The 12030-nt window shown below is 66.3% G+C and carries 14 protein-coding genes; 10 read left to right on the forward strand and 4 right to left on the reverse strand.

All coding sequences use genetic code 11. The features are described 5' to 3' along the window. Positions 1–583 precede the first annotated feature (583 nt). The 4 genes from G6N68_RS30150 to G6N68_RS13400 all read left to right on the forward strand — a co-directional run bounded on the left by G6N68_RS30150 (position 584) and on the right by G6N68_RS13400 (position 2442). On the forward strand, positions 584–940 hold the full coding sequence (locus tag G6N68_RS30150; RefSeq protein ID WP_205351325.1) for a reverse transcriptase family protein: 357 nt from the start codon (positions 584–586) through the stop codon (positions 938–940). Continuing rightward, positions 934–1341, forward strand: a complete 408-nt coding sequence (locus tag G6N68_RS30155) for a reverse transcriptase domain-containing protein (RefSeq protein ID WP_205351326.1) — start codon at positions 934–936, stop codon at positions 1339–1341. The genes G6N68_RS30150 and G6N68_RS30155 overlap by 7 nt, the downstream gene beginning before the upstream one ends. Beyond that, positions 1260–1919, forward strand: a complete 660-nt coding sequence (locus G6N68_RS31500; RefSeq protein ID WP_275899973.1) for a group II intron maturase-specific domain-containing protein — start codon at positions 1260–1262, stop codon at positions 1917–1919. Before G6N68_RS30155 ends, G6N68_RS31500 begins: the two co-directional genes overlap by 82 nt. A gap of 91 nt (positions 1920–2010) precedes the next feature. Then, the gene (locus tag G6N68_RS13400; protein ID WP_163712807.1) at positions 2011–2442 is read left to right on the forward strand and encodes a PaaI family thioesterase; all 432 of its coding nucleotides are present in this window, start codon (positions 2011–2013) and stop codon (positions 2440–2442) included. On the opposite strand, the gene G6N68_RS13405 is transcribed toward G6N68_RS13400, so the two are convergent. The 3 genes from G6N68_RS13405 to G6N68_RS13415 form a co-directional block, all read right to left on the reverse strand. After that, positions 2439–3830: an NAD(P)/FAD-dependent oxidoreductase gene (locus G6N68_RS13405; protein ID WP_163712810.1), complete on the reverse strand. Its 1392-nt coding sequence runs from the start codon at positions 3828–3830 to the stop codon at positions 2439–2441. The two genes, G6N68_RS13400 and G6N68_RS13405, sit on opposite strands and share 4 nt — an antisense overlap. A 141-nt stretch (positions 3831–3971) precedes the next feature. After that, positions 3972–4895 (reverse strand): LLM class F420-dependent oxidoreductase, encoded by a 924-nt coding sequence (locus G6N68_RS13410; protein WP_163712813.1) that lies wholly within the window; start codon positions 4893–4895, stop codon positions 3972–3974. A 56-nt stretch (positions 4896–4951) separates the two neighbouring features. Beyond that, complete coding sequence (locus G6N68_RS13415; protein ID WP_163712814.1) at positions 4952–5629, reverse strand: SDR family oxidoreductase; 678 nt, start codon at positions 5627–5629, stop codon at positions 4952–4954. 243 nt (positions 5630–5872) lie between these two features. On the opposite strand from G6N68_RS13415, the gene modA reads away from it, so the two are divergent. The 6 genes from modA to G6N68_RS13445 all read left to right on the forward strand — a co-directional run bounded on the left by modA (position 5873) and on the right by G6N68_RS13445 (position 11245). Beyond that, entirely contained in the window at positions 5873–6646 is a 774-nt protein-coding gene (gene modA / locus G6N68_RS13420) for a molybdate ABC transporter substrate-binding protein (protein ID WP_163712817.1), read from the forward strand. Between the two features lie 10 nt (positions 6647–6656). Then, positions 6657–7451 carry an ABC transporter permease gene (locus G6N68_RS13425; RefSeq protein ID WP_163712820.1) on the forward strand — a complete coding sequence of 265 codons (795 nt, stop codon included), beginning with the start codon at positions 6657–6659 and terminating at the stop codon, positions 7449–7451. Positions 7452–7457: 6 nt separating this feature from the next. After that, a complete protein-coding gene (locus G6N68_RS13430; protein WP_163712822.1) occupies positions 7458–8561 on the forward strand; it encodes a sulfate/molybdate ABC transporter ATP-binding protein in 1104 nt (367 codons plus the stop codon). A gap of 66 nt (positions 8562–8627) precedes the next feature. Beyond that, a complete protein-coding gene (locus G6N68_RS13435) occupies positions 8628–9743 on the forward strand; it encodes an alanine and proline-rich secreted protein Apa (RefSeq protein ID WP_163712826.1) in 1116 nt (371 codons plus the stop codon). A gap of 132 nt (positions 9744–9875) precedes the next feature. Beyond that, entirely contained in the window at positions 9876–10175 is a 300-nt protein-coding gene (locus G6N68_RS13440) for a GlsB/YeaQ/YmgE family stress response membrane protein (protein WP_163712830.1), read from the forward strand. Between the two features lie 41 nt (positions 10176–10216). After that, positions 10217–11245, forward strand: coding sequence for a zinc-binding alcohol dehydrogenase family protein (locus G6N68_RS13445; RefSeq protein ID WP_205351328.1), 1029 nt, complete (start codon positions 10217–10219; stop codon positions 11243–11245). A gap of 3 nt (positions 11246–11248) precedes the next feature. On the opposite strand, the gene G6N68_RS13450 is transcribed toward G6N68_RS13445, so the two are convergent. Then, positions 11249–11995 (reverse strand): CPBP family intramembrane glutamic endopeptidase, encoded by a 747-nt coding sequence (locus G6N68_RS13450; RefSeq protein WP_163712832.1) that lies wholly within the window; start codon positions 11993–11995, stop codon positions 11249–11251. Between the last annotated feature and the right edge of the window lie 35 nt (positions 11996–12030).

Raw genomic sequence — 12030 nt, forward strand, 5'->3', positions numbered from 1 at the left:
TCGAGCGAACATGACCGCCGGAGCGTCCTGAGGGCTGCAGTGACCCCCGGTCTACTCGATCGGCGAGCCCCGTGCAGTGTGCACGGGGCTCGCCTGTTGTACGCCCAGCATGGGCATTCGCTAGGAGGTGTGAGTCCTCTGGAGGAGAAGGTGGTTTAACTCCGAGTCGATGGCAACTGCGTCACCGTGAGGTGGGGTGGGAAGGAAGCCGGAGACGAAGCCCTGCACCGAGGGACACGAACCGTATAGAAGGCATGCCGGTTGGGGTGAGCCAGCAACAGATGGTGAAGCCCGTTCCACCGAAGCGGCCGGTGTGTAAATGCGGCGGCGGCAGGGTGAAAGTGGATGTTCTTATCTGGGGAGATCTGTCCTGGTGCGTCGGTGCTGTGCGCCGGAGCGGCGTCGTTCGTGAGGGCGGCGCTGACGGGGCAGAAGTCAGCAGAGGCCGTAGTACCGGCGGGAATCAGATGTGCCGGGAAGGGCTGAACGTTGGGAATTGATGTTTCGAAGTGGTGCTTCTCGTGGATGTCGCGGTGATCGCAGCCAACCCACCGGCGGTGGGGCAGATGATGTGGAGGGACTGGTGAATCCGGAAGTGCCCTTGTCTGTGCGTAGCGGTGTCTCGGCGGGTGCTGCCGAGGGTGTCAGGGGTGGCCAGGATTTGTGGGAGCAGGTGTTCGCGCCCGCGAATCTGGCTGTCGCGTTGGGACGTGTCGAACGCAATCGCGGTGCGGCCGGTGTCGATGGTGTCAGCGCGCAGGAGTTGCGTAACTGGTGCCGGGACAACTGGGCCGGAGTGCGGGAGGCGTTGGATGCGGGCACGTACCGTCCGATGCCGGTGCGTCAGGTGATGATTCCCAAACCTGATGGCGGGCAACGGAAGTTGGGGGTGCCGACGGTGCTGGATCGGTTGATCCAGCAGGCGATCGCGCAGTGCTGACCCCGGTCTTTGATCCGGGGTTTGTGCCGGTCTCGTATGGGTTCCGGCCGGGCAAAAGCGCCCACGACGCTGTGAAGGTCGCCAGGTTGGTGATCGAGCAGGGGTATCGGTGGGTGGTCGAGGTGGACCTGGATGCGTTCTTCGATCGGGTCAACCACGACGTGCTGATGGCCCGGGTTGCGCGGAAAGTGAACGACAAACGGTTGCTGAAGCTGATCCGCCGCTATTTGGAGGCGGGGATCATGGCCGATGGGGTGCGGCAGGCGGTGAGCCAGGGGACCCACAGGGGTCGCCGTTATCGCCGCTGTTGTCGAACATCATGCTCGACGATTTCGATCAGGAGTTCTGGGCGCGTGGGCACCGGTTTGTCCGCTACGCCGACGATATCCGGGTCTTTGTGAAATCGAAGCGGGCGGCCGAGCGGGTGCTCGAACAGGGCACTCGGCTGCTGGAGCAGCGGTTGAAGTTGAGGGTGAACCAGGCCAAGTCCTCGATCGCCCCGGCGACGACAGCTGTGTTGCTGGGGTTCGGGTTCTTCTTCACTACCTCCGGGGTCAAGATCCGGGTCGCGCCCAAGGCGTGGCAGCGGGCCAAAGCCCGCATCCGGTCGTTGACGTCGCGGCGGTGGAGTGTGGCCATGGAGTACCGCATCATGCGGCTGAACCAATACGTCCGGGGCTGGATGGGGTACTTCCGCCTAGCGGACACACCCCGCAAGTTCCGGGATCTGGATGAGTGGTTCCGCCGTCGACTGCGCCAAATCCGCTGGAAGGAATGGAAACGCGTCCGCACCAAGGTCGCGAACCTGCGTGCACTCGGGATCCGGGCCGACCTGGCCTGGCAATGGGGCATGAGCAGCCGCGGCTACTGGCGAATCGCGGGCTCACCCGTCCTGACGCGGGCACTGCCCAACCGATACTGGGACCGGCAGGGCCTCATCACGTTTCACCACGCCTGGGCCAGATTCCACACGACCTAGCGAACCGCCGGATGCGAGGCCCGCACGTCCGGTGGTGTGAGAGGGGGCCGGTCAACCCGGCCCCCTACTCGATTGGTGTAGACACAAGGGCGTGTCACAGCCGCCCGAGTTCCCCCAGCCGATCGACCCGGCATACGTTGCGTCCTTCGATTCGCTAGTTGGCCTGCAGTTCACCGAGCTGAGCCCGGATTTGGCCCGCGCGCAAATCGAGGTCAAGCCGCAACTGCATCAACCGATGGGCCTGCTGCACGGCGGGGTCTACTGCTCGATGGTGGAAAGCATGGCCAGTGTGGCCGCCTTTACCTGGTACAACGCGACCTACGGTGCGGGTGACGTGGTCGGCGTCAACAACAACACCGACTTCTTACGGTCCGTTCGGTCCGGCACGATCTACGGCAAGGCCGAGCCGATACACCGGGGTCGACGCCAACAGCTCTGGTTGGTCACGATCACCAACGACAACGACAGGTTGGTCGCGCGGGGGCAGGTCAGGCTGCAGAACCTCGAGCCGCGATCCGGCTAACTGGCCACTTTCTCGACAGCGGCCTGGCCGCGTGCCTCGGCCGCCAGTTCGGCCAGCTGTTCTAGTCGCGTTCGTGCGAATGCCTGCTGGTCGGTGATGGTCAGCTGCCCGCGCCTGGTGCTCAGGAAGGTGACGGTCCACGACAGCAGCGTGGTGATCTTCGTCTTGAACCCGATCAGGTAGACCAGGTGCAGCACCAGCCAGATCAGCCAGGCGATGAATCCGCTGAATTCCAGCGGACCGATCTTGGCGACGGCAGAGAACCGCGACACGGTGGCCATCGAGCCCTTGTCGAAGTACTGGAACGGCTCGCGTTCGGCCGGGTCAGCGCCGGCAAGTTCGGCCTTGATGTTGTTGGCCACGTACTTGGCACCTTGGATGGCTCCCTGCGCCACGCCCGGCACACCGTCGACGGCAGCCATGTCGCCGACCACATAGACGTTCGGATGACCCGGTAGCGACAGGTCGGGCAGCACCCGGACCCGACCCGCGCGGTCGAGTTCGACGTCGCACTGCTCGGCCAGGTCCCGGCCCAGCCGGCTGGCCTGGACCCCCGCGGACCAGACCTTGCAGGCCGATTCGATGCGACGGATGGTGCCGTCCGGGTCTTTGACGGTGAGGCCGTTGCGGTCCACGTCAACCACCATCGCGTTCAGCTGGATCTCCACGCCGAGCTTCTTCAGCCGTGCGGCAGCGCGCTCGCCGAGCTTCTCACCCATCGGCGGCAGCACGGCGGGAGCAGCGTCGAGCAGGATCACCCGCGCCTTGGTCGAGTCGATGTGCCGGAATGCGCCCTTCAAGGTGTGTTCGGCCAATTCCGCTATCTGCCCGGCCATTTCGACGCCGGTGGGGCCGGCTCCGACCACTGTGAAGGTCAACAGTTTGGCTCGCCGTTCGGGATCGCTGGACCTTTCGGCCTGCTCGAATGCGCTCAGGATGCGGCCCCGCAGTTCCAGCGCGTCGTCAATGGACTTCATGCCCGGCGCGAACTCGGCGAAATGGTCGTTGCCGAAGTAGGACTGCCCGGCGCCGGCGGCGACAATCAGTGTGTCGTAGGGAGTTTCGTAGGTGTGGCCAAGCAGTTCCGACACGACGGTCTTATTGGCCAGATTGATGTGGGTGACGTTGCCCAGCAGGACCTGAACGTTGCGTTGCTTGCGCAGCACGACGCGGGTCGGCGGGGCAATCTCGCCTTCGGAGATGATGCCGGTCGCTACCTGGTACAGCAGCGGCTGGAACAGGTGATGTGTGGTGCGGGCGATCAACTTGATGTCAACGTCGGCCCGCTTGAGTTTCTTTGCCGCGTTCAGCCCGCCAAAGCCCGAGCCGATAATGACAACCTGATGCCGACGACGCGGTTCAGCTGTGCTTTCTGGCTGCGGGTTCATGGGTCGGCTGCTCCTGACGAGGTCTCCTTGAAGCGGAACTGTTGTTAGCTACAACGCTAGTCAACACAATCGGCCAAACCCAGCTGACAGCGTGTGTATTCAGCCACACCCACAGCGTTTTCCCTGGTGAGCAGGTGTGATCTACGCCGCTAGTACCGGTCGCAGCGCCTCGGCGGCAGTTGTGATGAGCCCGGGAACGAAGCCGTGCGGCGACAGGTTCAGGATCACGCCGTCCACGCCGGCGTCGATGATCTTCGCTTTGACCTGGTCGGCCACGCGTTCGGGACTGCCGGCCACCATTCGGCCGCTCACCCGCTCGGGCAGGTGGTCCGGATTGAGCTTTTCGTCGATCATCACCGTCAGCATCAGGCTGGTCTCCAGCGTCGAGCGCTCCCGACCGGCCTCGTCGAGCCGGGCGGCCAACGCATCCACCTTTCGCGGCAGTTCGTCCAGCGCCGCAACGATATTGAGATGGTCGGCGCAGCGAGCCGCGATGGCGAACGTCTTCTTCTCGCCGCCGCCGCCGATCAAGATGGGGATGTGGTCGCGGTAGCGCGGCTCGGCCATGGCCGATTCGGTGGTGTACCAGTCACCGGAGAAGGTGACGCGCTCGCCCCGGATCATGGGCTGCAAGATCTGCAACGCCTCCTCGAGCCGGTTGAACCGGTCGGTGAAAGTCCCGAATTCGAAACCCAATTGGCGGTGTTCGAGTTCGTACCACCCGGCCCCGATGCCCAGGATCGCGCGACCGGCGCTGACCACATCCAGGGTGGTGACGACCTTGGCGAGCAGCGCCGGGTTGCGGTAGGTGTTGCCGGTCACCAACGTGCCCAACTGCAGCCGCTCGGTCGCGGTCGCGAGCGCGCCGAGGGCGGTGTACGCCTCGAGCATCGGGTCTTCCGGCGGTCCCAGCATCGGCAGTTGGTAGAAGTGGTCCATCACGAAAAGCGCGTCGTACCCGGCCTCTTCGGCCTCTTTCGCCTGAGCGACCACCGACGGGAACATCTTTTCCACGCCGGTTCCGTAGGAGAACTTGGGAATCTGGAATCCGAGCTTGATAGCCACGGATCCACCGTAACGGTGGCCCCTACAGCTTGCTATCCCGTGACTGCGCTAGCGGATCAGGCGAACTGGGCCAGCGCGCCGTGACTGACGTGCATCGTCTGCCCGGTGATGTGGCGAGCCGCGGAAGTGGTGAGGAACAACGACAGGCGCGCGATCTCCGCCGCGACGGAAGCCGGTGTGCGGGAAAGGCCTTCGTACCCGGGCTGTGCACTGCGCCCGCAAGCGACCGCGTTGACGGTGATGCCGCGGGTGCCGTAAACCTCGGCCTGCCCGCTGATCCAGTTGGACAGGGCGGCCTTGACGGCGGCGTCTGCGCTGCCCGGGGCCGGATTCTCCGGCACCACGGTGATGATCGACCCGCCGGAGCGCAAGTGGTCACCGACGCTCTGCACGGTCAGCACCGCCGACAGCAGCGTGGTGTCCAGCGCTTGGCGCCAAGCCTTGGCGGTGTCGGCAAGGGAATGGGTGCGCGGATCGCCGGCGTCCCACACCGGGGCCGGCACATGGACGATGGTGTCTAGGTGGTGGGGAAACAGACCACGGACCTCTTTGAGGCTGGCAGGGTCGGTGGTGTCGCAGACGATCGCGTCCGCGTCGAGTTCTTTGGCGACGATCTCGAGATCGCCACGACGTGCACCCACGAGGGTCACCTTGTGACCGGCGTCGCGGAAGCCTTCGGCTACTGTGCGGCCCAGATCGGTGTCCGCACCGGTGACCAGCACCTCCATGGCCATGACCTCCTCGATTTCAACGTTGAACCCAGACCGGCGTTCACCACTGCGTACGTGGAATGGGCGTCGACTCCCGGTACATGTTACTGGACAGTAGCTAGACAACGAAACTCCGTGCACCGCGACGCGCGGATGATTTCCGTAACTATTCGACTGGCATGTGTTGACCCGCGCGGTAATGGGCGCGACGGCAAGTAGACAGCCGCTTTGCAGACCACGACATCGCCATCGGGCTAAGTTCTACCCATGCGTCGCACGGGGCACGGAACCCGTTTCCTAGCGAATGTGCTGGCCGCAAGCCTGCTAGCGGCCGTGGCCGCATGCGATTCGGATCCCCCGGCCGGGGGCCATCACATCGTGGTGTTCGCGGCCGCTTCCCTTAAGGCCGCGTTCACCAAAATCGGCGACCTGTTTCAGACGGACAATCCCGGCGTCAGCGTCGAGTTCAGCTTCGCGGGCTCGTCTGAGCTGGCGACTCAACTGACCCAAGGCGCGACCGCGGACGTCTTCGCCTCGGCCGACACCGCCCAGATGGACACCGTCGCGAAGGCCGGGTTGCTCGCCGACGATCCGACCAAGTTCGCCTCCAACACGCTCGTCATCGTCACTGCGCCGGGAATCCCCAAGCCGGTCGGTTCGTTCGCCGATCTCGCGCAGCCGGGGCTGACCGTGGTGGTGTGCCAGCCGAAGGTGCCATGCGGATCGGCCACCCGGCGCATCGAGGCCGCCACCGGCGTCCACCTCAACCCGGTGAGCGAGGAACACAGCGTGATCGACGTGCTGAACAAGGTCACGACCGGTCAGGCCGACGCGGGGCTGGTCTACGTGACCGACGCGCTCAGCGCCGGCGACAAGGTGACGACGGTGAAGTTCCCCGAAGCGGCCGACGCCGTGAATGTCTATCCCATCGCAGTGCTGAAGAACGCGCCCGAAGCCGAGTTGGCGCACAGGTTCCTGACCACCGTCACCAACGAGACAGGCCGGCAGATCCTGGACCAGTTCGGCTTCGGCAAGCCCTGACGCCCCGTCCGTGCACCGGCCTACCGATCTGCCCCGCTGGGTTTACCTGCCGGCCTTGGTCGGGTTGGTCTTCGTGGCGCTGCCGCTGGTCGCGATCGCGGTCAAGGTCGATTGGCCGCATTTCTGGTCACTGATCACCAGTGACGATTCGAAGGCGGCGCTGCTGCTCAGCGTTCAAACGGCGTCCGCGAGCACCGCGCTGTGCATCGTGCTCGGTGTGCCCATGGCCCTGGTCTTGGCGCGCAGCCGGGCTCGGACAATTCGGCTGCTGCGCCCGCTGATCCTGTTGCCTCTCGTGCTTCCGCCGGTGGTCGGCGGCATCGCGCTGCTCTACGCGTTCGGGCGGTTCGGATTGGTCGGGCAGTACTTGGAAGCCGCCGGTTTCACCATCGCCTTCAGCACGACGGCCGTCGTGTTGGCCCAGACATTCGTGTCGTTACCCTTCCTGGTGATCTCACTCGAGGGAGCCGCCCGCACCGCGGGAGCCGACTACGAGGTAGTGGCCGCCACCCTCGGGGCCCGTCCCAGCACGATCTGGTGGCGGGTCACGCTGCGTCTGTTGTTGCCCGGGTTGATCTCCGGCGCGGTGCTTGCCTTCGCCCGCTCCCTGGGCGAATTCGGTGCCACGTTGACGTTCGCAGGCTCTCGGAAGGGGGTGACCCAGACCCTTCCGCTGGAGATCTACGTGCAACGGGTCAACGACCCGAACGCGGCGGTGGCGTTGTCACTGCTGCTCGTCGTGGTAGCGGCGGTGGTGGTGCTCGGGCTGGGTGCCCGCAGGCTGACCGGAAGCGACACGAGGTAGTCGGCCATGGGGGAGTTGCAGCTGCGCGCGGTCGTCGCAGACCGAAACGTCGATGTGGAGTTCTCGGTGTCGCCGGGCGAGGTGCTCGCCGTCCTCGGACCCAACGGCGCAGGCAAGTCGACGGCCCTGCATGTCATCGCCGGCTTGGTCCGTCCCGACACGGGCATGGTGCGGCTGGATGACCGAACACTGACTGACACCGCGACCGGCGTACACGTCCCGACACACGACCGCCGCGTCGGGCTGCTGTTACAGAACCCGCTGCTGTTTCCGCACCTGACCGCGGCCGCCAACGTCGCCTTCGGGCCACGCAGCCGCCGAAAGCCGTTCCGCGAGTTGCGCTCCAGCCGCGCCGCGAACAAGGCCACGGCACTGCGCTGGCTGCGCGAGATGAATGCGGACCAGTTGGCCGAGCGTAAGCCGCGGCAGCTTTCCGGCGGTCAGGCCCAACGGGTCGCCATCGCGCGAGCGTTAGCGGCCGAACCCGAGGTGTTGCTGCTGGACGAGCCGCTGACCGGGTTGGACGTGGCGGCGGCCGCGGGCATCCGCGGCGTGCTGCGCGGCGTTGTCACCAAGAGCGGCTGCGCGGCGGTGCTGATCACGCACGATCTGCTGGATGTGTTCGCCCTGGCCGATCGGGTCATGGTGATGGAATCCGGGAAAATCGTCGAGATCGGCGCGGCGGCCGACGTGCTCGCCGCTCCGCGCAGTCATTTCGGCGCCCGCATCGCGGGTGTCAACCTCGTCAGCGGAACAATAGGTCCGGACGGCACACTGCGAACCGAGGATGGGCAGGCTTGGCACGGGACCACGACCCACGAGCTCACGCCCGGCCAACGCGCGGTCGCGGTGTTTGCGCCGGCCGCGGTGGCGGTCTATCGCGAAAGACCGCACGGGAGCCCGCGCAACACGGTCGAGGTGACGATCGCCGAGCTGGATTCCCGCGGTCCCGACGTCCGGATTCGCGGCCCGGAACAGCCCGGCGGCGCGCCGGGCGTTGCGGCGACGGTGACGGTGGACGCCGCGACAGAGCTACGGCTGACGCCCGGGACCAACGTCTGGTTGAGCGTCAAGGCGCACGAAGTGACACTGCATCCGGCGCCGCGCTGAAAAACTCGCCCTAAGTTCAGGCAGGGCTTCCTTGCTTCACGGCTGTAACACGGTAGGTTCGTCGCCATGCATGAGGTGGACTCGACTTCAACACGGTACGAAGCGACGCGCCGCAAGGGCTTCTGGGCAACGCTGGCCCTGGCCGCGGTGAGCAGTGCCAGTGCCGTCACCATCGCGTTGCCGGCGACGTCCAGCGCGGACCCGGAGCCGGTGCCGCCGCCCAATCCGGCATCACCCGCACCAGCAGCGCCAGCACCACCCGCACCAGGAGCGCCGGCAGCGCCGGCCCCGGCGCCCGCGAACAATCCGGCCCCACCGGCGCCCGGCAACCCTGCGCCCCCCGCTCCGCCGGCTGATCCGAATGCGGTACCGCCGCCGGCCGACCCGAATGCACCACCGCCCGTCGATCCCAACCTCGGGCGCATTGACAACCCCGTCGGCGGGTTCAGCTTCGTGCTACCCCCGGGTTGGGTCGAGTCGGACGCATCGCACCTGGACTACGGGTCGGCGCTGCTCAGCAAGTCGCTGGGCGAACCGCCGGCGCCCGGACAGCCGGCGCCCGTCGCCAACGACACGCGCATCGTGCTCGGCCGGTTGGACGCCAAGCTGTACGCCAGCGCCGAATCCACCAACCCGAAGGCAGCAGTCCGGTTGGGCTCGGACATGGGTGAGTTCTTCATGCCCTATCCCGGCACCCGGGTCAACCAGGAAACGGTCCCGCTCAACGCGAACGGGTTGACCGGCAGCGCGTCGTACTACGAGGTCAAGTTCAGCGACCCGTCAAAGCCAAACGGCCAGATCTGGACCGGTGTCATCGGCTCTCCGGACACTCCGAACGGCCAGCCTCCGCAGCGCTGGTTTGTGGTGTGGCTCGGGACGGCCAACAACCCGATCGACAAGAACGCGGCCAAGATTCTGGCCGAGTCGATCCGTCCCTGGGCGCCTCCGGCGGCCGCGCCGGCGCCGGGTGAGCCGGTGCCCGGGCAGGTACCCCCACCGGCGCCGGCCCCAGCACCGGCACCGGCGCCAGCACCGGGCCAGGCGCCAGCACCGGGCCAGGTCGCACCAGCTGAGCCGGGCGCGCCGGCCGCGCCGGCACCCGCTCCGGTCCCGGGCCAGGCTCCGGCCGGGGGAGTAGCCCCCGCCCCGGCGCAGGTGCCACAGGGGACCCAACCGGCCTGACACGTTGGTGGTGACGGTCATTCGCTAACGCCGCCAATTCGTCACCCAATTCGTTACCCAACGGGCGTATACCAAAATCACGGCCTGGCTTATTTGGGCTGGGCTTTGCCAGTGATTTGTAAGGAGACACCGGTGTACGTCATGGCAGCTACCGAATTCCTCGCCCGCTCAACTACGTTGACCAGCGTCGGATGGATCGGGTACATCATCATCGGTGCGATCGCGGGCTGGATCGCCGGCAAGATCGTCAAGGGCGGCGGATCCGGCCTGGTGATGAACATCGTGATCGGGATCGTCGGTGCGTTGATCGGCGGCTTTTTGCTCAGCTTCTTCGTCGACACCGCGTCGGGCGGTTGGTGGTTCACCTTGTTCACCGCGATCCTGGGCTCGGTGATCCTGCTGTGGATCGTCGGCAAGGTGCGAAAGGCCTAATCCTGTAGATCCCTCACCGGTCATCGCGGCATTATGTGGTGATGGCCGGTGAGGCGATTCCCACGACGATGACGGCGTGGCAGGTGCGCCAGCCGGGACCGGTACACACCCACCCGCTGGAGCGCGTCACCGTCGAGGTTCCACAGCCTGAGCCGTCCGAGCTATTGGTCGCCGTGCGCGCCTGCGGCGTTTGCCGCACCGACCTGCACGTGACCGAGGGCGACCTCCCCGTGCACCGGGCGCGAGTGATTCCTGGGCATGAGGTGGTCGGCGAAGTCCTCGAGGTGGGCGCCGACGTGAACGGCGAGTTCAACGTCGGCGACCGCGTCGGCATCGCCTGGCTTCGCCACACCTGCGGGGTATGCAAGTACTGCCGTCGGGGCGACGAGAACCTGTGCCCGGAGTCCCGCTATACCGGCTGGGACGCCGACGGCGGATACGCCGAGTTCGCCACGGTCCCTGCGGCTTTCGCACATCGTCTGCCCAGCGGCTACACCGACAGCGAGTTGGCTCCGCTGTTGTGCGCGGGGATCATCGGTTACCGCTCCCTGCTGCGCGCCGAGTTACCCCCCGGCGGTCGGTTAGGCATATATGGATTCGGCGGCAGTGCCCACCTGACCGCCCAGGTCGCACTGGCGCAGGGCGCGGAGGTGCACGTCATGACGCGCGGAGCCCGGGCCCGGGAGTTGGCGCTGCAGCTCGGCGCGGCGTCGGCGCAAGGGGCCACCGACCCGCCGCCGGTGCCGTTGGACGCCGCGATCCTGTTCGCCCCGGTCGGCGATCTCGTGTTGCCCGCGCTCGAAGCCCTCGACCGCGGCGGCACTCTGTCGATCGCAGGGATTCATCTCACCGACATACCGACGCTCAACTACCAGCGGCACCTCTTCCAGGAGCGCCAGGTTCGGTCGGTCACGTCGAACACCCGGGCAGACGCGCGCGCCTTTCTCGACTTCGTTGCCGAGCACCACGTAGAAGTCACCACGCCGGAATATCCGCTGGCGGAAGCCGATCGCGCGCTGACCGATCTCAGTTCCGGCCGGGTCGCCGGGGCCGCGGTACTGCTGGTGTAAGGCTCAGGTCGACAGCTGCCACACCAGCGCGGCGGCCAGCGCGCCCATTCCATTCAGCGACCAGTGCAGGGCGATCGGGGCGATGATGCTGCCACTGCGGCGGCGCAGCCAGCTGAAGATGAACCCCGCGGCACCGGTGGCCACCACGGCCAGCGCCACTCCCGAGATCATTCCCACGACGCCGCCACCGAACAGCCGGGTGAAGCCGATGTTGTTGCTCGTCAGGCCCAACGACGTCGCGATGTGCCAGAGGCCGAACAAGAGCGAGCCCGCCATCGCGACGCCGCGAAATCCCCAGGCGCGCTCCAGCGCGCCATGAAGCACTCCACGAAACGCCAACTCTTCGGGGATGACGGTCTGCAGCGGGATGATCACCATCGAGGCGATCAGCGCGCCCGACACCGTGGCGTAGTGGTTGTTGAGGAACATCGGGCGGGTGATCGGCAGGAGTACCCCGATCGCGATCACCGACATCACGACACCCACGGCGGCCAGGGCATAGCCCACCCCGGCTTTCCAGTGTTCCCGGCCCAAGCCCAGTTCGGCCCAGTCCAGACCGCGGTAGCGGAGCAAAATCACCAGACCCACGGCGGCCGCAGGAACGGTGGCGATGTTCGCCCACGGGGTGGTGAAGTGCGCCACCAGGTTGGTCAACACCAGCACCGCCACGACGACGGCGATGTCGACATAAAGCCGGTACCGTTCCAGGCGCAGCGGCGGTGGGGCAGTTTCCAAGGCTTCGACAGACATCGTGGCGATTCTACCGGCGGTCGGCGGGCGGCATT

This window comes from Mycobacterium bourgelatii (genome assembly GCF_010723575.1).
Taxonomy (GTDB): domain Bacteria; phylum Actinomycetota; class Actinomycetes; order Mycobacteriales; family Mycobacteriaceae; genus Mycobacterium; species Mycobacterium bourgelatii.

Coding starts and splice junctions, on each gene's coding strand:
- G6N68_RS31500 (WP_275899973.1), top strand. CDS start 1,260: ATGCTCGACGATTTCGATCAGGAGTTCTGGGCGCGTGGGCACCGGTTT.
- G6N68_RS13405 (WP_163712810.1), bottom strand. CDS start 3,830: ATGAACCCGCAGCCAGAAAGCACAGCTGAACCGCGTCGTCGGCATCAG.
- G6N68_RS13415 (WP_163712814.1), bottom strand. CDS start 5,629: ATGGCCATGGAGGTGCTGGTCACCGGTGCGGACACCGATCTGGGCCGC.
- modA (WP_163712817.1), top strand. CDS start 5,873: ATGCGTCGCACGGGGCACGGAACCCGTTTCCTAGCGAATGTGCTGGCC.
- G6N68_RS13430 (WP_163712822.1), top strand. CDS start 7,458: ATGGGGGAGTTGCAGCTGCGCGCGGTCGTCGCAGACCGAAACGTCGAT.
- G6N68_RS13435 (WP_163712826.1), top strand. CDS start 8,628: ATGCATGAGGTGGACTCGACTTCAACACGGTACGAAGCGACGCGCCGC.
- G6N68_RS13445 (WP_205351328.1), top strand. CDS start 10,217: ATGGCCGGTGAGGCGATTCCCACGACGATGACGGCGTGGCAGGTGCGC.
- G6N68_RS13450 (WP_163712832.1), bottom strand. CDS start 11,995: ATGTCTGTCGAAGCCTTGGAAACTGCCCCACCGCCGCTGCGCCTGGAA.